Genomic DNA, 17,355 nt, shown 5'->3' with positions numbered 1-17,355 from the left:
GCGGCGCGACCGGATCAGCCGGCCGGCGCGGCCGCCATCGAGAATACGCCCCACTGGTGGCCGTCCAGGTCGACGAACGCCCACGAATACATGAAGCCGAGGTCCTCGGGGTCGTGGCCCTCGGTCGCGCCGGCCGCGATCGCCTTGCGCACCAGGTCGTCCACCTCCGCGCGGCTGTCCAGCGAGAGCGAGAACAGCGCCTCGGTGGCCCTGCGCGGATCGGTGATCGGCACCTTGGACAGGGTCGAGAAGAACGCTTCGGCCACCAGCATCACGCTGGTGTTGTCGTTGATGACCAGCGCGGCGCCGTTCTCGCTGGTGAACTGCGGGTTGAACGAGAAGCCGAGCGATTCGAAGAAGTCGACGCTGCGGTCCAGGTCCTTGACCGGCAGGGTGACGTAGAGGTTGCGGGGCATCGTGGTGTCCTTGTCTGCGGGATGGCGGAAGGGGCGGATCAGGCCTGCGCGGGGGTCCAGCCGGCGGCGGGGACGACGTTGATCATCCACGGCACGCCGAACTTGTCGACCAGCGATCCGAAGCCGGGCGACCAGAACGTCTCGCCGAACGCCATGACCACGTGGCCACCCTCGGCCAACCGGTCGAACCAGCCCCGGGCCTGGTCGTGGTCTTCGGTGTGCAGGGTGACGTCGAAGCCGTTCTTGGGTTTGTCCACGTTGGGCGCCCAGGCGGTGTCCATGTCGGCGCCCATCAGCGCCTGGTCGCCGACCTCGAGCCAGCAATGCATCAGCCAGTCCTTGTATTTCTCGTCGGTGATCGGCATGCCGGGTGGCGCGGCGCCGTAGGGAAAGGCGGCGGTGACCTTGCCGCCGAGCACGTCGGCATAGAAGTCGAAGGCCTCGCGGCACTGGCCGCGGAAACTCAGGCTGGTGACGATCTTCATGGTGCTTCTCCAGTTCGGGTGGGGACGGTCAATCGCCGAGGCGCTGGCGCAGGGCCTCTTCGCGGGCGCGCTGCGCGTCGGTGAACTCGGCGCCGAAGTCCTCGGCTTCGTAGAGCGGGCGGATCTCCAGTTCCGACGGACCCGGCATCGGGTTCGGGCAACGCTTGGCCCATTCGATCGCCTCGTCCATCGAACGCACCTGCCACAGCCAGAAACCGGCGACCAGCTCGCGGGTCTCCGCGAACGGGCCATCGACCAACGTGCGCGCCGGGCCGTCGAAAGCCACCCGCACGCCCTGCGCGCTGGGCTTCAGGCCCTCGCCGGCGAGCATCACCCCGGCATCCACCAGCGCCTCGTTGAACTTGCCCATCGCCTCGAACAATTCGGTGGACGGCATCACCCCGGCCTCCGAGTCCACCGTCGCCTTGACCAGCACCATCACCTTCATCGCGATCTCCGTTGTCCGGGCCGGCAGCAGGCCGGCTTCCCACCATGCGACGAACGGGCGGCGGCGGAATCGACAGCCCCGCGCATCTTTTTTCGTCGGTTTGTGCCGGCCGGCCGCGGCGGGCATCATCCGGGTCCCGCCCGACGGACCGTGCCGATGCAGTTCCTGACCCTGATCCACATCGACCCGACCCTGCTCGCGGCGCTGCCGCAGGACGAGTACGACCGGCTGATGCGCGGCTGCTTCGAGAAGGCCGACGCCTTCCGCGACGCCGGCTGCCTGCTCGGGTCGCAGCAACTGGAAGACCCCGCCACCGCGCGCACCCTGCGCGTGCGCGAGGGGCTGTCGCGGGTCACCGACGGACCGTTCGCCGAAACCCGCGAGTTCCTGGCCGGCTTCAACCTGATCGAAGCCGACTCGATGGAGGCGGCGATGGCGATCGCCCGCGAATTCCCGTGGGCGCGCTTCGGCAGCATCGAGGTACGCCCGGTGCGCGACATGCAGTCGGTGCGGACCCGGGTCGGCGCGCCCGCCTGACCCGCGGCTTGCATCGCCGGCGGCATCGCGGCAGCGTGTAGGCCTGACCGCCACCCGGATTCCCCGCATGCGCCTGCGCGTCGCCCTGCTTGCCTGCCTGTTCGCGGCGCTGACATCGCCCGTCCTGCAGGCCCGCGACAGCGCGGCGCCACCGCTGCCCGACACCGGCGACAAGGCCGCGCCGGCCAAGCCCGCGGCCAAGCCCACGCCGCCGGCGGCGATCGCGGTGCAGGACATCGCCGACCGCGCCGACACCGATGAGCGCTATGCGGAACAGGTGATTGCAGTCGCCACCACCGCGGGCACCTCGGCGATGAAGTCGCTGGAACAGCGGTTGCAGAAGATCGACGCCTCCACCGAGGCCCGCGGCCGCGACTTCCACTACGACGAGCTCAAGCTGCTGCCCGCGCCCCGGCTGGAGAGCCTGGAGCGCTACTGGGCATTCGAGGCGCGGCGCTTCGAGGCGCTGCGGCGCGAGATGCGCGAGGCCAGCCAGCCCTACACCGACGCTGCGGCCGAGCTGGCGCGACGGCGCGCGGACTGGGACCTGACCCGGCAGGCGCTGGCGCAGGACCGGGTCTCGCAGGCGCTGGTGGAACGCACCACCGGGGTCACCGCGTTGCTGCAGGAGGCCAACGACAAGCTGTCGGTGCCGCTGGAACGGCAGCTCGCGCTGGGGCGGCGGGCGAATGCGGTGGATGCGCAGATCACCGCCGGGCAGAAGTCGGTGGCCGCGGCGATCGCCTACAGCGACCGCCGCCTGGGCCGGATCGACTCGCCGCCATTGTGGACGCTGAAGGCGGACCACGAACGCGGCAAGGACGCCCTGGACAATACGCGCCTGGCGCTGGGCATCGAGTTCGCGTTCCTGGGCGAGTACGGCGCGTCCAACCTCGGCAACCAGCGGGTGCTGCACCTGTTCGAGATCCTGCTGCTGCCGATGATGCTGTGGCTGTGGTGGCGCGCACGCCGGCGCACCCGCGAGGGCCACCCGCCGGCGGACCCGGCCTCGGCCCGCGTGCTCGCACGCCCGTTCTCGACCTGGCTGCTGCTGTCGATGCTGGCGATGCTGGTGCTCGAGCCCGATGCCCCGCTGCTGATCCACCAGTTCGCGATGCTGGTGGCACTGGTGCCGTTGTTGCGCCTGTTGCCGCCGCACAGCAAGGAGTTCCTCGGGCCGTGGCCCTACGTGGCCAGCGCGCTTTACCTGCTCAACCGCCTGGCCTTCCTGCTGCTCGGCAACCTGTTCCTGTACCGCTGGTACCACGTCGGCCTGACCGTGCTCGCGCTGGGCCTGATGGCCTGGCTGGCGTGGCGCGCGCGCAAGGTCGATGTCGCCGACTTGCGCGGCTACCTCGGGCCGATCCTGCAGGGCGCGGCGTGGTTCGCGGTGCTGGTGCTGGCGATCGCCGCGACCTCGAACATGTTCGGCAACCTCACCCTGGCCGAGATGCTGACCAGCGGGCTGATCGACAGCGGCTACATGGCGCTGGTGGTGTATGCCGGGATCACCGTGTTCATCGCCCTGCTGGGCCAGCTGCTGCCGAAGCCCGACGGCCGCGGGCTCCGGGTGCTGCGCACGCACGCCCCGCAGATCCTGCATGTCGCCTCGCGCGCGGCCGCCCTCGCGGGGGCGCTGGGCTGGCTCTTCTATACCGCCAACCGCTTCCGCATCTACCGCCCGATCCACGACACCGTCGAGCGCATCGTCACCGCGAGCATCCAGGTCGGCGAGATCGAGCTCAGCCTGGGCAGCCTGCTGGTGTTCGTGCTCGGCCTGGTGCTGGCGGTGACGGTGGCGCGGCTGGTGCGCTTCCTGCTGCGCGAGCAGGTGCTGCCGACGATGTCGCTGCCGCGCGGCGTCGACAACAGCATCGCCTCGCTGACCTATTACGCGCTGCTGTTCGTCGGCCTGCTGGCGGCGCTGGCGGCGGCCGGCTTCCAGATCGGGCAGCTCACCTTCCTGTTCGGCGCGATGGGCGTGGGCATCGGCCTGGGCCTGCAGGACGTGGTGAAGAACTTCGTGTCCGGCCTGATCCTGATGTTCGAGCGCCCGGTGCAGCCGGGCGACGTGGTCGACGTCTCGGGCACTTCCGGACGGGTCGGCGAGATCGGCATGCGCGCGACCACCATCCGTACCTTCGACGGCGCGGACGTGGTGGTGCCGAACGGCATGCTGCTGGCCGACAAGTTCACCAACTGGACCCTGCACGACCAGCACCGACGCATCGACATCGCCGTGGGCGTGGCCTACGGCAGCGATCCGGAGCGGGTGGCCGGCCTGCTGCTCGAGGTGGTCAAGGGCACGCCCGGCGTGGTCGACGTGCCGGCGCCGGCGGTGCTGTTCAGCGGCTTCGGGGCCAGCTCGCTGGATTTCGCGGTGCGCGGCTGGACCCACGACTTCGACAACTGGCCGACCATCCGCAGCCAGCTCGCGACGCGGCTGTACGCGGCGCTGGTGCAGGCCGGGATCGAGATCCCGTTCCCGCAGCAGGACCTGCACCTGCGCTCGGTATCGGACGAGGTCGCGCGACGCTTGCGCGGGCCGGATGGCGCGACGGACGCAACGCCGGCCTGAGTCGCGGACGCTTCAGCGGGCGGCAGGCGGCCCGGGCTGCCAGGCGTAGTGCCAGGGTTCGTCGGGGCTGGCGAGCGGACCCACGAACGGCATGCCCGATGCGGTGATCGCCGCCTGCAGGCGGGCGGCCCAGCCGCCGGTCCGCCAGTCCGCATCGATGCGACGACTGTCGGTGCCGGCGACCAGCACGCCGCTGGGGTCGGCGATCACCTGGAAATCGAAGGCATGCGCCTGCCCGTGCGCGGACAGGCCCGGCGCCGCGAGATTGGCCCGCACCGCCGGCCGCCACGCGCGCAACCAGGCCTCGAAGCGGCCCGGCGCCTCCCGGCAGGCCTGGCCTGCGTCCACCACCAGCGCCTGCGCGGCTTCGGCCACCGACGCATTTTCGTTCCAGTGCGCGAGCTGCACGTCCAGACTGCGCACCTGGGTGTTCACGTGCAGCTGGTAGCCGGGGTTCGCGGCCCTGAAGGCGGACTGCACGCGGTCGAGGGCGGCCTGCGCCGCCAGCTGCTCCGCGGATCCCTGGTACGCGCGGATCCGCGCCTCGTCCCAACTCCAGCGCGTCGGCAGGTCGCGTGCGTGCAGGTAGGCCTGCAGGGCCAACAGGCGGCGCCCGGGGTCGGGGATGCGGGCCAGCGCAGCGGTCGCGACCTCGGGCACGCGCGCCGCCAGCGGCGCTGCACAATCTGTCGGAGGCGCGACGTCGGCAGCCGCCGGTTCGACCGCGGACAAGCCCAACGCGAGCAGTAGCGACGGGATCATGCACTTGCTCCGGCGGGTGGTCTGCGCGCCAGTATTCCACGGTCGCGCGCGGGGCCCGCGCGACGGCTCACCGCTCCAGCGGCATCCGCGCGGCCTGGTAATCGACCAGGCGCGTCAGGGCTTGCGGTACAGGTGCACGAAGCGGTCGGTCTTGCCGCGGATCGCCGGGTCGAACACGTTCTTGCTGCGGTCGTCGGCCTCGTTGCGCAGGATCGGGATGGCGGCTTCCCAGTCCAGCCCGTGCTTGCGGAAATCGGCGATCGCGAACTGCTCCTCGATCCGGTGCAGGGTCTGCGCATCGGCGCTGCCGGTGCCGGCCTTCGCGCTGTGGTCGACCACCAGCAGCACGCCGCCGGGCTTGAGCGCGCGCACCACCTGGTCGAGGAACTGGCCGGCATCGACCTTCGGCCAGCCTTCCTTTTCGTCGACCCAGTACAGGTCGTGGTAGGACATCACGATCACCGCGCCGTCGAGCACGCCCTCGCCCATGCCCAGCGCCTCGGTGGGCCCGCTGAGGTGGGTGACGTTGGGCAGGCGGTCGCCGGCGAGCCGTTCGGCCAGGCCCTTGCGGCCGAAGGCCTCGTAACCGGGGTTGTTGACCAGCAGCACCTTGCCGCGCGGCCCGACGATGCCCGACAGGATCTCGGCGTAGTAGCCGCCGCCGGAGAGGATGTCGGCCACGGTGTCGCCGCGCTTGAAGCGCGCCAGCGCCAGCACTTGGTCCGGGCGGTCGCGCAGGTCGCGTTCGCGGTCGGCCTGGCTGCGGGCCGGGTTGGCCAGCACGGCGCGGACGTCGGAGGAACCGGCACCGCCGGTACTGGCGCAGCCGGCCAGGGCGGCGAGGACGAGGCTGGCGGCGAGCAGGAACGGGCGCATGGTCGGAATCCGGTGCGTGGGATGCCGCCATCATCCGCGCTTTGTGCAGCACGGCACGGGTCGGAGGTCATGCGCCGCCGGTGGCGTCCGGTTTCGTCGCCTCCGCACCGGGGTTGGTCGCGCGGTGGCTGGCGCCCGCGGCCGTGCGAGGCCATGCTCGCCGCACTCGCCGCCATTGCAGCCCGCCATGTTCAAGCGCCTGTTCTTCGTCTTCCGCATTGCGTTCGCCTGGGGCGTCGCGGTCATGCTGTTCGCCGCGCTGTATTCCGGCATCCCGATCATCGGCCGGTTCGAGGCCCCGGCGATCCTGCTGGGCTTCGGCACGATGGCCCTGGTCATCGCCGGCGCGTTCTCGCACCTGCACCGGGTGAAGCTGATCGCCGGGCGGGTGGACCACGACACCCTCGACAACCGGCAGAAGCGGCTGGTCGAGATCCCGTTCGAGGCCGGCGAGGCCTTCGACCTGCTGGACGCCGCGGTGCGCGAGCTGCCCGGCATCGAACAGGTGGACAGCGCGCGCGACAGCTTGCAGGTACGCGCCAAGATCGCCCGCCCGCGCACCTACGGCGAGCATCCGCTGCGACGCTGGAACCCGCTGCTGTGGTTCGGCCAGCCGCGCAACCAGATGCTGGCCACGGTCACCCCCGCCGGCGACAGCGGCCGGGTCACCCTGATCTGCGAGCCCGAGAACCCGGCCTGGAGCGACTGGTTCCTGGTCGACGACGGCACCAATTACGAGAACGCCGAGGCCATCGTCCGCGCGATCACCCGCCGGGTCGGCGAGCGCCGCCGCGGCGAACAGGCCAGCGCCACCCAGACCGCGGAGCAGAAGGAACTCACCGAGGCCAAGCTGCACCTGCTGCATGCGCAGGTGGAGCCGCACTTCCTCTACAACACGCTGGCCAGCGCGCAGCTGCTGACCCGCAGCGACCCCGCGCGCGCCGAGGCGATGCTCGGCCACCTGATCCAGTACCTGCGCCGCTCGCTGCCCAGCGCCGAGGAAGAGATGTCGACCCTGGGCGCGGAACTCGAACGCGCGCTGGCCTACCTGGAGATCCTCAAGATCCGCATGGGCGACCGCCTGCAGGTGCAGGTCGACATCGCCGAGTCGCTGCGCGCCACCCCGCTGCCGGCGATGATGCTGCAGACCCTGGTGGAGAACGCGATCAAGCACGGGCTGGAACCGCGCACCGGCGGCGGCACGGTGTGGATCCGTGCGCGCGCCGACGATGCGGGCGTCGCGGTCACCGTCGCCGACGATGGCGAAGGCTTCAACACCAAGACCAGCGGCACCGGCATCGGCCTGAAGAACGTGCGCGAGCGCCTGCGCCTGCGCTACGCCGGGGTCGCCAACCTGTCGGTGGTCGCCAACTTCCCCGCCGGCGTGGCCGCCACCATCACCGTGCCCGCGCAGGCCCCGTCCCGGAGCGCCGCCCATGGCTGACCCCGACCGCACCTGCATCGTCGCCGAGGACGAATCGCTGCTGCGCCATTCGCTGGTCGCCGAACTCAAGCGCGCATGGCCGACCCTGCAGGTCGTCGCCGAATGCGAGGACGGCGCCAGCGCGGTGGAGGCGCTGGCCGAGCACACCCCGGACGTCGCCTTCCTCGACATCCGCATGCCCGGCCTCACCGGCCTGGAGGTCGCGGCGGTCGCCGCCGAGGCCAGCCCGCGCACGCAGATCGTGTTCGTGACCGCCTACGACCAGTACGCGATCGATGCCTTCGAGCGCGGCGCGATCGACTACCTGCTCAAGCCGGTGAAGCCGGAGCGCCTCGACGCCACCGTCGCCCGCCTGCAGGCCCGCGACCTGCAACCGGATGCGGCCGCGCTGGCCACCCTGCTCGGCAAGCTGGGCGCGCTGCCCGCGCAGGCCGGCGCGCCGGAACCGCTGACCTGGCTCACTGCCAGCGCCGGCCGCGAGACCCGGCTGATCCTGGTCGACGACGTCGCCTATTTCCAGGCCGACCAGAAATACACCACGGTGGTCACCGCCGACGGCGAGGCGCTGCTGCGCACCTCGCTGCGCGAACTGCTGCCGCGACTGGACCCGAACACGTTCAAGCAGATCCACCGCTCCACCATCGTCAACCTGAAGGCGATCGCCGGCATCGTCCGCGACGACAGCGGGCGCGGCACGGTGCGCCTGCGCCAGCGCAGCGAGACGCTCACCGTCAGCCAGCCGTTCATGGCCCTGTTCAAGCACATGTGACCGCGGCGCGACGCCCATCGCGCCCACCCAGCCAAGGGGACCCCCGATGCCGAAGTTCGCGGCCCTGCTCCAGTTCCTGCTCGCCCTCGGCGGTTGCGCGATGGGCGGCACCACCTACACCCACCGCATCAGCCAGGACGGCCACGACGTGCTCGCCAGCGAGGCGCGCCTGCAGGACGGGGTGGCGCGCTTCGACTGCGAGGCGAGCGACAGCGGCTGGTGCCACTACACGCTGTATGCCGACGCATGCGATGCCGGCAGCGGCAGCGGCTGCACGCAGGCACCGCTGCGGCGCTTCAGCGTGGCCCGCGGCGACAGCCGGCAGATCGCCGGGCTGGACGGGTTCCGGGTGTGCGTGGGGCTCGATGCCGGCACGCTCGGCCCGGACTGCAAGCCGCCGCGGGACGTCGCCACGCCCTGAGCCCGGCGCCGCGTTCGCGCGCCGTTACCATCGGCGCATGAACTACCTCGCGCACGCCTGGCTGGCGCGGCATTCCGACGACGCGCTGCTCGGCGGGCTGCTGGGCGACTTCGTGTTCGGGCAATCGGCGCTGCAGGACTGGCCGGAACCGATCCGCGCGGAGATCGTCCGCCACCGCCGCATCGACCGCTACACCGACGACCATCCGGCGGTGGTCGCGGCGCGCACGCGCTTCGGGCCGCTGCGCCGTTACGCGGGCATCGTGCTCGACGTGTACTTCGACCATTGCCTGGCGCGCGACTGGCGGCATTGGGACGACGCGCCGCTGGCGGCGTTCACCGCGCGGGTCTACCGCATCCTGCGCGAACGCCACGCCACCCTGCCGCCGCGGCTGCAGGCGGTGGCGCCACGGATGGCCGCGCACGACTGGCTGGGATCGTATGCGCGGCGCGAGGCGGTGGACCACGCGGTGCGCGGCATCGCCACCCGGTTGTCGCGCAATGGCGACAAGCTGGTGGACTGCCTGGAGGTGCTGCGGGCGGAGGAGGCCGCGGTCGAGGCCGCGTTCGCCGGGTTCTTCCCGGACCTCATCGAAAATGCCGCACGGATGCGGGTCGGCAAGGGGACCGACCCGCACCCGCACGACGAGGAACCCTGCTCGAAGGGGGGGCTACCGACCGGATCGCGCGGGGAGGACGCGACCCGGCCGGAGTCCTTCGAACAGGATCAACGGCAACGGAAATAGGAAGCGGCCGGGGCGGCGTAATGGCGGTTGCTGCCGTAGCCGGAGCTGTTGCCGTACCCCACGCCGAAGTCGCGCTGGCGGTGGATGCGGGCGGTGGCGTTGGCTCCGCCGTCCCCGCGGCGCGGGGTCATGCGGCGCTCGACGTAGGTCATCGGGCTGGGGGACTTGGCGAGGAACATGAACGTCTCCTGTATTGGTGTGTTGGTAATGTAAAACACCAGAACAAAGACCGCATGGGCAGGAAGTCACGCCTGGCTGCCGCGGGGCGATTCGGCAGGGATTCGTTCAGCTACCCTGTCCCGCCGCCTTGGTGACATGGGATGCCCCGGGACGCGCAACCGTTGCAACGCTGCTTCTGGTCCGATGGCTCGCCGCTGTACGACGGCTACCACGACCGCGAATGGGGCTGGCCGGTGGTGGACGACATCCGCCTGTTCGAGAAGATCAGCCTGGAAGGCTTCCAGGCCGGGCTGAGCTGGATCACCATCCTCAAGAAGCGCGAGGCCTTCCGCGCCGGCTTCGACGGCTTCGATTTCTGCAAGGTCGCGGCCTATACCGAGGCCGACGTGCAGCGCCTGCTGGGCGATGCCGGCATCGTCCGCCACCGCGGCAAGATCGAGGCGGTGATCCACAATGCCGGCCGCGCGATCGAGCTGCAGCGCGAGTTCGGGTCGCTGGCGCGCTATTTCTGGGGCTACGAAGTCGACGTCTCGAAACGCCCGAAGAGGCTCACCGTGGAGGTGCTGCGCAGCTTCACCACTGCGCCCGAGGCGATCGCGCTGTCCAAGGACCTCAAGAAGCGCGGCTGGAAGTTCGTCGGCCCGACCACGATGTACGCCTTCATGCAGGCGATGGGCCTGGTCAATGACCACCAGCACGACTGCCACGTGCGCGCCGCGGTGGAGGACGCGCGCCGCGCCCTGCCGCGGCCCTGAGCGCATCCACCCGGGCATCACGCGCGTACCGCCAGAGTCGCCGCCACCTGCTCCCGACCGGAGGGCCCCGCCCATGCGCCTGCTCGTCCTGCTGACCGCCATCGCCATGCCGCTGGTGGCGTGGTTCTCCAACAACGGCACCTTCGGCCCCGACAACGGGACCATGTCCGACCGCTACCCCACCCTGCTGGTCGCCGCCGGCTACGCCTTCGCGATCTGGGGCCTGATCTTCCTGCTCGACCTCGCCTACGCGGCCTGGCAGGCCACCGGCGAGCGCAAGCGCGACGACACCCTGGCCCACGTGGCGCCGTGGGCGGCCGCGGGCTTCGCGCTGACCGCGACCTGGATGCCGCTGTTCTCGATGGGCCTGTTCTGGCTGTGCCTGCTGGTGATCTTCGGCGCGATGGCCTGCCTGGTGCGCTGCGCGCTGATCCTCTCGCACGACCGCACCCCGCAGGAGGGCCAGTGGATGTGGGCCTGGCTGCCGCTGTCGCTGCACGCCGGCTGGCTGTCGCTGGCCGCCTTCCTCAACCTGGCGCAGGTCATCGTCGCCTACCAGCTGGCCTCCACCACCGAGATGCTGCCGTGGAGCCTGGTGCTGTTCGGGCTGGCCGCGCTGATGCTGCTGATGCTCAACCTGCGCATGCGCGGCAACATCGACTACGTGATCGCCGCCTTGTGGGCGCTGGTCGCGGTGTACGTGAAGCAGTCCGGCAGCGGCCTGCCGGGCGCGCAGGTCGCGGCCTGGGTGGCGCTGGGCATCGCCGCGCTGCTGGTGCTGCAGACGGTGATGCTGCGCCGCAAGTACCCCGGCGGCCTGCTGCCCAACCCGGCGCGCGCGCCGGGCTGAGGCGGGACGCGACTGCGCCGGGTTCGCCGGCATCGGTCTCGCCTGGCGAGACCGAAGGGTGTACAAATGTACACCCATGGACCCCATCGACCTGCCGCCGCGGCGCGCCGAGATCCTCGCCTACCTGCGCGCGGAACTCGCGGCCGGCCGCGCACCCAGCCTCGCCGAGATCGCCGAGGCGTTCGGCTTCGCCTCGCGCAACGCCGCGCAGAAGCATGTGCAGGCGCTGGTTGAAGCCGGGCTGGTCGAGCAGGCCGGCGGCCGCAGCCGCGGCCTGCGCCTGCCGGGCGGCCCCGCCGCGTTGCTCGCCCTGCCGGTGCTGGGCCGGGTCGCCGCGGGCACGCCGATCGGCGCCGACCTCGGGCTGGGGGCGGAGGCCGCGGAGCCGTTGTGGCTGGACCGCAGGATGTTCTCGCCGCGCCCGGACTACCTGCTGAAGGTGCAGGGCGACTCGATGGTCGAGGACGGCATCCTCGACGGCGACCTGGTCGCGGTGCAGCGCGCCGCCGACGCCCGCGACGGGCAGACCGTGGTCGCCCGCATCGACGGTGAATTGACGATCAAGCGCCTGCAACGCAGCGCCCGCCGGCTGCGCCTGCTGCCACGCAATCCCGCGCATGCCCCGATCGAGGTCCAGCGCGGCCAGGACTTCGCGATCGAAGGCGTGTACTGCGGCCTGGTGCGGCTGGGCTGAGATGGGTGCGGTGGTTGCCCTCGAAGGCCTGCTGGCCGCACGCACGATCTGGCAGGCCGGGCGCAGCACGGCGCCTGCCGCCGACGGCGAACCCACCGGCCACCCGGCGCTGGACGCCTTGCTGCCGCAGGGCGGTTGGCCGCGACGCGCGCTGACCGAACTACTGCTCCCTGCGGACGGCGTGGGCGAACTCGCCCTGCTGCTGCCCACCCTGGCGCGGTTGACCCGCGCCGGCGGCATCGTGGCGCTCATCGCCCCGCCCTACCTGCCGTATGCGCCGGCCTGGCAGGTCGCCGGCATCGACCTCGCGTTGTTGCAGGTGGTCGATGCCGGCCCGCGCGATGCGTCCTGGGCCTTCGAACAATGCCTGCGCAGCGGGGCGTGCAGCGCGGTGCTGGGGTGGCCACGCCAGGCCGACGCGCAGGCCCTGCGCAGGCTGCAGGTAGCCGCCGACACCGGCGACTGCCTCGGCTTCGCGCTGCGCGATGCACGCCATGCCGCCAATCCTTCGCCGGCGGCGCTGCGTTTGCAGGCCCGGCAGGTCGCCAGCGGCGGGATCGAATGGTGGGTCCGCAAATGCCGGGGCGGCCCGGCTCCCGCGCGCGCCTTCGCAGCGGTCGTGCATTGAGGCCCGCGCATGCTCTGGGCCTGCATCCTGCTGCCGCGGCTGGCGCTGGACGGCGTCCTCCGCCGCCTGCCTGATCCCGACCCGCCGCTGGCGCTGGTCGGCGGTCCCGCGCAATTGCGCAGCCTGCATGCGGTCAACGACGCCGCATCGCAGGCGGGCCTGCGCGCCGGCATGCGCCTCACCGCCGCGCAGGCCTTGCTGCCCGAGTTCGCGATGGTGGACCACGACCCCGCCGCGGAGGCGCGCTGGCAACGCTTCCTCGCCGCCTGGGCCTACCGGCACAGCTCGCTGGTCAGCACGCAATGGCCCGGCTGCCTGGTGCTGGAGGTACGCGCCAGCTTCCGCCTGCTCGGCCCGTGGCCGCGGATCGAGGCGCGCCTGCGCGAGGAGCTCGGGATGCTCGGCTTCCGCCACCGGATCGCGCTGGCGCCCACGCCGCGCGCCGCGCACGTGTTCGCGGGCCTGCGCGACGGCCTGGCGGTGATGCAGCCCGAGGCGATGTCCGCCCTGCTGGACCGGGTGCCGGTGCGACGGGCGCGCTTGCCGGGCGACGCCGGCGAACGCCTGCACCGGATGGGCATCCGCGACCTGCGCACGCTGCGCGCGCTGCCGCGCGACAGCCTGCAACGGCGCTTCGGGCGGCCCCTGCTGGACCATCTGGACCGCCTGCACGGACAGGCCGACGACCCGCTGGCGTGGTACGCGCCGCCGGACCATTTCGACGCCCGCATCGAACTGGGCCACGAGGTCGAGGCCCACCCCGCGCTGCTGTTCCCGCTGCGGCGCCTGGTCGGCGACCTGTGCACCGCACTGTCGATCCGCGACGGCGGCGTGCAGCGCTTCGTGCTGCGGCTGGAGCACGAGCAGGGCCATACCGACGTCGAGGTCGGCCTGCTCGCCGCCGAACGCGCGCCGGAGCTGCTGTTCGAAGTCACCCGCAACCGCCTGGAACGCACCACCATCCCGAAGCCGGTGGTCGCGGTGCGCCTGCTCGCGCGCGCGCTGCCGCCGTTCGTGCCGGCCACCCGCGACCTGTTCGATGCCCGCCCGCAGCAGCACCTGCCCTGGCCGCAACTGCGCGAACGCCTGCGGGCGCGCCTCGGCGACGAGGCCGTGCATCGCCTCGCGCCGACCGGCGACCCGCGCCCCGAACGCGCATGGCGCCGCATCGAGGGCGACGACACGCGCATCGGCCCGGCACCGCCGCGTCCTCCGCGCCCGACCTGGTTGCTGGCCAAGCCGGTGCCCTTGCGCGACCCGCGCCTGCGCATCGTGTCCGGCCCCGAGCGGCTGGAAAGCGGCTGGTGGGACGGCGACGACGCGCGTCGCGATTACTACGTGCTGGAGACCTCGCAGGGGCAGCGCGCATGGGCCTTCGTCCCGCCCGGCGAACGCGAGGGCTGGATGCTGCACGGCTGGTTCGCGTGAGCTGGGACGATGCGGTCGATGGCGTGGACCGGGAAACCCCGGGCGGGCGCATGCCGCGCGCATGGGACGTCGCCCGGCGCCATCGCCTGCCCGCCGCCAACGACGATGCGCCTGGCCACGACGACCTGCCCGCCTACGCCGAATTGCACTGCCTCTCGGACTTCTCGTTCCTGCGCGGCGCCGCGAGTGCGGAGGAACTGTTCGAACGCGCACGCCATTGCGGCTACGAAGCATTGGCGATCACCGACGAATGCTCGCTGGCCGGCATCGTGCGCGGGCTGGAGGCGTCGCGCGCCACGGGCGTGAAGTTGATCGTCGGCAGCGAATTCGTCCTCGCCTGCGGGCTCAAATGCGTGCTGCTGGTCGAGCACGCGGCCGGCTACGCGCAGCTGTGCAGGCTCATCACCCACGCACGCCGCGCCGCGCCGAAAGGCGGCTACCGGCTCTCGCGCAGCGACGTGGAAACCGTGCTGGCGGATGCCGACCCCGGGCTGTTCGCGCTGTGGTGCCCGGCCGCGCAGCCGGATCCCGAGCAAGGCCGGTGGTTGCGCCGCGTGTTCGGGGACCGCGCGCACCTCGCGGTGGAACTGCATCGCGACCGGGACGACGAGGCCCGCCTGCGCGCCTTGCTCGCCCTCGCGGATGCGTTGCAACTCGTTCCCCTGGCGGCAGGCGACGTGCACATGGACGTGCGCCGCCAGCGCGTGCTGCAGGACACGATGACCGCGATCCGCCATGGCCTGCCGTTGGCCGACTGCGGCGCGCACCTGTTCCGCAACGGCGAGCGCCACCTGCGCACGCGGCGCGCGCTGGGCAACATCCATCCCCGCGAATTGCTCGACAACGCGGTGCGACTCGCGCGGCGCTGCACCTTCGAACTCGGCAGCGACCTCGCATACCGCTACCCGGCGGAACTGGTGCCGCCCGGGCACACGCCCGCCAGCTGGCTGCGCGCGCGCGCCGAGCAGGGCGTGCGCGAACGCTGGCCGGAAGGCGTGCCGGGGAACGTCGTGGCGCAGGTCGACGAAGAGCTCGCGCTGATCGGGGACCTCCAGTACGAAGCGTTCTTCCTGACCGTGGACGACATCGTCCGCTTCGCCAGGTCGCGCGGCATCCTGTGCCAGGGCCGCGGTTCGGCGGCGAATTCCGCGGTGTGCTTCGCGCTCGGGATCACCGTGGTCAATCCGGCGGAAAGCCGGCTGCTGATGGCGCGCTTCCTGTCGAAGGAACGCAACGAACCGCCGGACATCGACGTCGACTTCGAGCACGAGCGACGCGAGGAAGTCCTGCAGTACGTGTACGCGAAGTACGGCCGCGAACGCGCCGCGCTGGCGGCCACGGTGATCCGCTATCGCGGCAAGAGCGCGGTGCGCGACGTGGGCCGCGCGTTCGGCCTGCCGCCCGACCAGCTCGCCCTGCTGGCCGAATGCCAGGGCTGGGGCAACGGCGGCACGCCCATGCGGCAACGCCTCCACGAGGCCGGCTTCGACCCGGACAACCCGCTCATCGCGCGCGTGCTGGCGGTGAGCGAACAGTTGCAGGGCCATCCGCGCCACCTCTCGCAGCATGTCGGCGGCTTCGTGATCAGCGATGCGCCGCTGCACACCGTGGTGCCGGTGGAGAACGCGGCGATGGCGGAGCGCACCATCATCCAGTGGGACAAGGACGACCTGGAGACGATGAAGCTGCTCAAGGTCGATTGCCTGGCGCTGGGCATGCTGACCTGCATCCGCAAGGCGGTGGCGCTGGTCGAGCGCCATCGCGGCTACGCGATCGACCTCGCCCGCCTGCCGCCCGGCGACGAGGCGACCTACGCGATGATCCAGGCCGCCGACACCGTGGGCGTGTTCCAGATCGAATCGCGCGCGCAGATGAGCATGCTGCCGCGCCTCAAGCCGGCCTGTTTCCACGACCTGGTGGTGGAAGTGGCGATCGTGCGCCCCGGGCCGATCCAGGGCGGCATGGTGCATCCCTACCTGCGACGCCGGCAGGGGCTGGACCCGGTGGTCTATCCATCGGACGGGATCAAGGACATCCTCGAGAAGACCCTGGGCATCCCCTTGTTCCAGGAACAGGTGATGGAGCTGGTGATCCATGCCGGCTACACCGCCGGCGAAGCCGACAACCTGCGCCGCTCGATGGCGGCATGGCGGCAGGGCGGGGACATGCAACCGCACCGCGCGCGCATCCGCGCGCTGATGGAAGCCAAGGGCTACGCGTCGGCGTTCATCGACCAGATCTTCGAGCAGATCAAGGGGTTCGGGTCGTACGGATTCCCGCAGAGCCACGCGGCCAGTTTCGCCAAGCTGGTCTACATCAGCTGCTGGCTGAAGCGCCACGAGCCCGCGGCCTTCGCCTGCGCGCTGCTCAACGCGCAGCCGATGGGCTTCTACTCGCCCAGCCAGATCGTGCAGGACGCGCGCCGCGGCCACGGCGGCCGGGTCGCGGTGGAGGTGCGTCCGGTGGACATCGCGCGCAGCGACTGGGATTGCACGCTGGAGGGCGGGCACCCGCGGCGGGGCGTGGACGATGGCGCGCAACCAGCGGTGCGGCTGGGCCTGCGCCAGGTGACGGGGCTGCAGGAGGCCACCGCGCGGGCGATCGCCGCGGCGCGCGCGCAACGGCCGTTCGCCGACGTGCGCGACCTCTGCCTGCGCGCCGGGCTGGACGCCAAGGCGCGCCACGCGCTGGCCGATGCCGGTGCGCTGGACGCCCTGGCCGGGCATCGCAACGCCGCGCGCTGGGCGATGGCCGGGATCGAGCCGCGCCGCCCGCTGCTGCCCGGCAGCCCCGACGAAGACGCGATCGTGCTGCCCGCGCCGGCACCCGGCGAACAGGTGCTGGCCGACTACCGCAGCACCGGCCTCACCCTGGGCGCGCACCCGCTGTCCCTGCTGCGCCCGCGGCTGGCGTCGCAGCGCCTGATGGATTCGCGCAGCGCGCGCCAGCGCCCGCACGGCAGCGGCGTGCATGTCGCCGGCCTGGTCACCCAGCGGCAACGCCCGGCCACCGCCAAGGGCACCATCTTCGTCACCCTCGAGGACGAGCACGGCATGGTCAACGTGATCGTCTGGCCGCACCTCGCCATCCGCCGGCGCCAGGCCCTGCTGCAAGCGCGCCTGCTCGCGGTGCGCGGACGCTGGGAGGACGTGGACGGCGTGCAGCACCTGGTCGCCGGCGAGCTGCACGACCTCAGCCACCTGCTGGGCGCGTTGCCGCTGGCCTCGCGCGATTTCCACTGACGCCGCCAGCGCCTGCCATGCAACATCGCATCGCCATCGCCGGACCTGCCATCCGCCTGCGAGCGAAACGGGTCGGCGGCATCGTTTGCGTTAGTCC

Annotated in this window: 18 protein-coding genes; 12 read left to right on the top strand and 6 right to left on the bottom strand. The window is 71.8% G+C overall.

Annotated features, from left to right (window positions below; translation table 11 throughout):
- Nucleotides 1-14: 14 nt before the first annotated feature.
- The 3 genes from ON759_RS10790 to ON759_RS10780 are packed head-to-tail and all read right to left on the bottom strand — an operon-like array spanning nucleotide 15 to nucleotide 1,349.
- Nucleotides 15-416, bottom strand: coding sequence for a VOC family protein (locus ON759_RS10790; RefSeq protein ID WP_271680392.1), 402 nt, complete (start codon nucleotides 414-416; stop codon nucleotides 15-17).
- A 38-nt stretch (nucleotides 417-454) separates the two neighbouring features.
- Complete coding sequence (locus ON759_RS10785; protein ID WP_271680391.1) at nucleotides 455-901, bottom strand: VOC family protein; 447 nt, start codon at nucleotides 899-901, stop codon at nucleotides 455-457.
- A gap of 28 nt (nucleotides 902-929) precedes the next feature.
- On the bottom strand, nucleotides 930-1,349 hold the full coding sequence (locus tag ON759_RS10780) for a YciI family protein (protein ID WP_271680390.1): 420 nt from the start codon (nucleotides 1,347-1,349) through the stop codon (nucleotides 930-932).
- A gap of 156 nt (nucleotides 1,350-1,505) precedes the next feature.
- On the opposite strand from ON759_RS10780, the gene ON759_RS10775 reads away from it, so the two are divergent.
- Together ON759_RS10775 and ON759_RS10770 are read left to right on the top strand one after the other, a co-directional pair.
- Nucleotides 1,506-1,886 (top strand): YciI family protein, encoded by a 381-nt coding sequence (locus ON759_RS10775; protein WP_271680389.1) that lies wholly within the window; start codon nucleotides 1,506-1,508, stop codon nucleotides 1,884-1,886.
- Nucleotides 1,887-1,953: 67 nt separating this feature from the next.
- Nucleotides 1,954-4,464, top strand: coding sequence for a mechanosensitive ion channel family protein (locus tag ON759_RS10770; RefSeq protein WP_271680388.1), 2,511 nt, complete (start codon nucleotides 1,954-1,956; stop codon nucleotides 4,462-4,464).
- A gap of 12 nt (nucleotides 4,465-4,476) precedes the next feature.
- Here the strand turns inward: ON759_RS10770 and ON759_RS10765 are convergent, their stop codons facing one another.
- Nucleotides 4,477-5,226 (bottom strand): hypothetical protein, encoded by a 750-nt coding sequence (locus ON759_RS10765; RefSeq protein WP_271680387.1) that lies wholly within the window; start codon nucleotides 5,224-5,226, stop codon nucleotides 4,477-4,479.
- Between the two features lie 114 nt (nucleotides 5,227-5,340).
- Entirely contained in the window at nucleotides 5,341-6,102 is a 762-nt protein-coding gene (locus ON759_RS10760) for a class I SAM-dependent methyltransferase (RefSeq protein WP_271680386.1), read from the bottom strand.
- 187 nt (nucleotides 6,103-6,289) lie between these two features.
- Here ON759_RS10760 and ON759_RS10755 point away from each other — a divergent pair, with 187 nt between their 5' ends.
- Genes ON759_RS10755 through ON759_RS10740 form a run of 4 tightly spaced genes read left to right on the top strand, consistent with a single transcriptional unit; the run spans nucleotide 6,290 to nucleotide 9,481 of the window.
- On the top strand, nucleotides 6,290-7,546 hold the full coding sequence (locus ON759_RS10755) for a sensor histidine kinase (RefSeq protein ID WP_271680385.1): 1,257 nt from the start codon (nucleotides 6,290-6,292) through the stop codon (nucleotides 7,544-7,546).
- Nucleotides 7,539-8,315 (top strand): LytR/AlgR family response regulator transcription factor, encoded by a 777-nt coding sequence (locus ON759_RS10750; RefSeq protein ID WP_271680384.1) that lies wholly within the window; start codon nucleotides 7,539-7,541, stop codon nucleotides 8,313-8,315. The genes ON759_RS10755 and ON759_RS10750 overlap by 8 nt, the downstream gene beginning before the upstream one ends.
- A 46-nt stretch (nucleotides 8,316-8,361) precedes the next feature.
- Nucleotides 8,362-8,736: a hypothetical protein gene (locus tag ON759_RS10745; RefSeq protein WP_271680383.1), complete on the top strand. Its 375-nt coding sequence runs from the start codon at nucleotides 8,362-8,364 to the stop codon at nucleotides 8,734-8,736.
- A 37-nt stretch (nucleotides 8,737-8,773) separates the two neighbouring features.
- A complete protein-coding gene (locus ON759_RS10740; protein ID WP_271680382.1) occupies nucleotides 8,774-9,481 on the top strand; it encodes an acyl carrier protein phosphodiesterase in 708 nt (235 codons plus the stop codon).
- On the opposite strand, the gene ON759_RS10735 is transcribed toward ON759_RS10740, so the two are convergent.
- Nucleotides 9,463-9,660, bottom strand: coding sequence for a hypothetical protein (locus ON759_RS10735; protein ID WP_271680381.1), 198 nt, complete (start codon nucleotides 9,658-9,660; stop codon nucleotides 9,463-9,465). The genes ON759_RS10740 and ON759_RS10735 overlap by 19 nt on opposite strands.
- Nucleotides 9,661-9,801: 141 nt before the next feature.
- Here ON759_RS10735 and ON759_RS10730 point away from each other — a divergent pair, with 141 nt between their 5' ends.
- The 6 genes from ON759_RS10730 to ON759_RS10705 all read left to right on the top strand — a co-directional run bounded on the left by ON759_RS10730 (nucleotide 9,802) and on the right by ON759_RS10705 (nucleotide 17,258).
- Nucleotides 9,802-10,416 carry a DNA-3-methyladenine glycosylase I gene (locus tag ON759_RS10730; RefSeq protein WP_271680380.1) on the top strand — a complete coding sequence of 205 codons (615 nt, stop codon included), beginning with the start codon at nucleotides 9,802-9,804 and terminating at the stop codon, nucleotides 10,414-10,416.
- Nucleotides 10,417-10,489: 73 nt separating this feature from the next.
- Entirely contained in the window at nucleotides 10,490-11,266 is a 777-nt protein-coding gene (locus ON759_RS10725) for a hypothetical protein (RefSeq protein WP_271680379.1), read from the top strand.
- A gap of 76 nt (nucleotides 11,267-11,342) precedes the next feature.
- Nucleotides 11,343-11,960 carry a transcriptional repressor LexA gene (gene lexA, locus ON759_RS10720; RefSeq protein ID WP_271680378.1) on the top strand — a complete coding sequence of 206 codons (618 nt, stop codon included), beginning with the start codon at nucleotides 11,343-11,345 and terminating at the stop codon, nucleotides 11,958-11,960.
- A 1-nt stretch (nucleotide 11,961) separates the two neighbouring features.
- Complete coding sequence (gene imuA, locus ON759_RS10715) at nucleotides 11,962-12,588, top strand: translesion DNA synthesis-associated protein ImuA (RefSeq protein ID WP_271680377.1); 627 nt, start codon at nucleotides 11,962-11,964, stop codon at nucleotides 12,586-12,588.
- A 9-nt stretch (nucleotides 12,589-12,597) separates the two neighbouring features.
- Nucleotides 12,598-14,016, top strand: a complete 1,419-nt coding sequence (locus tag ON759_RS10710) for a Y-family DNA polymerase (protein ID WP_271680376.1) — start codon at nucleotides 12,598-12,600, stop codon at nucleotides 14,014-14,016.
- Entirely contained in the window at nucleotides 14,013-17,258 is a 3,246-nt protein-coding gene (locus ON759_RS10705; RefSeq protein ID WP_271680375.1) for an error-prone DNA polymerase, read from the top strand. The genes ON759_RS10710 and ON759_RS10705 overlap by 4 nt, the downstream gene beginning before the upstream one ends.
- The last annotated feature ends 97 nt before the right edge of the window (nucleotides 17,259-17,355 follow it).

The sequence above is a fragment of the Thermomonas mangrovi genome, assembly GCF_028201335.1.
Lineage (GTDB): Bacteria > Pseudomonadota > Gammaproteobacteria > Xanthomonadales > Xanthomonadaceae > Thermomonas > Thermomonas mangrovi.
Note: the sequence above shows the minus strand (reverse complement) of the source record. Positions and strands in the feature narration are given on the sequence as shown.

Bases quoted from the DNA above. Each gene is read 5' to 3' on its own strand.
- ON759_RS10790 (WP_271680392.1), bottom strand. From the start codon at position 416: ATGCCCCGCAACCTCTACGTCACCCTGCCGGTCAAGGACCTGGACCGC.
- ON759_RS10785 (WP_271680391.1), bottom strand. From the start codon at position 901: ATGAAGATCGTCACCAGCCTGAGTTTCCGCGGCCAGTGCCGCGAGGCC.
- ON759_RS10780 (WP_271680390.1), bottom strand. From the start codon at position 1,349: ATGAAGGTGATGGTGCTGGTCAAGGCGACGGTGGACTCGGAGGCCGGG.
- ON759_RS10775 (WP_271680389.1), top strand. From the start codon at position 1,506: ATGCAGTTCCTGACCCTGATCCACATCGACCCGACCCTGCTCGCGGCG.
- ON759_RS10770 (WP_271680388.1), top strand. From the start codon at position 1,954: ATGCGCCTGCGCGTCGCCCTGCTTGCCTGCCTGTTCGCGGCGCTGACA.
- ON759_RS10765 (WP_271680387.1), bottom strand. From the start codon at position 5,226: ATGATCCCGTCGCTACTGCTCGCGTTGGGCTTGTCCGCGGTCGAACCG.
- ON759_RS10760 (WP_271680386.1), bottom strand. From the start codon at position 6,102: ATGCGCCCGTTCCTGCTCGCCGCCAGCCTCGTCCTCGCCGCCCTGGCC.
- ON759_RS10755 (WP_271680385.1), top strand. From the start codon at position 6,290: ATGTTCAAGCGCCTGTTCTTCGTCTTCCGCATTGCGTTCGCCTGGGGC.
- ON759_RS10750 (WP_271680384.1), top strand. From the start codon at position 7,539: ATGGCTGACCCCGACCGCACCTGCATCGTCGCCGAGGACGAATCGCTG.
- ON759_RS10745 (WP_271680383.1), top strand. From the start codon at position 8,362: ATGCCGAAGTTCGCGGCCCTGCTCCAGTTCCTGCTCGCCCTCGGCGGT.
- ON759_RS10740 (WP_271680382.1), top strand. From the start codon at position 8,774: ATGAACTACCTCGCGCACGCCTGGCTGGCGCGGCATTCCGACGACGCG.
- ON759_RS10735 (WP_271680381.1), bottom strand. From the start codon at position 9,660: ATGTTCCTCGCCAAGTCCCCCAGCCCGATGACCTACGTCGAGCGCCGC.
- ON759_RS10730 (WP_271680380.1), top strand. From the start codon at position 9,802: ATGCCCCGGGACGCGCAACCGTTGCAACGCTGCTTCTGGTCCGATGGC.
- ON759_RS10725 (WP_271680379.1), top strand. From the start codon at position 10,490: ATGCGCCTGCTCGTCCTGCTGACCGCCATCGCCATGCCGCTGGTGGCG.
- lexA (WP_271680378.1), top strand. From the start codon at position 11,343: ATGGACCCCATCGACCTGCCGCCGCGGCGCGCCGAGATCCTCGCCTAC.
- imuA (WP_271680377.1), top strand. From the start codon at position 11,962: ATGGGTGCGGTGGTTGCCCTCGAAGGCCTGCTGGCCGCACGCACGATC.
- ON759_RS10710 (WP_271680376.1), top strand. From the start codon at position 12,598: ATGCTCTGGGCCTGCATCCTGCTGCCGCGGCTGGCGCTGGACGGCGTC.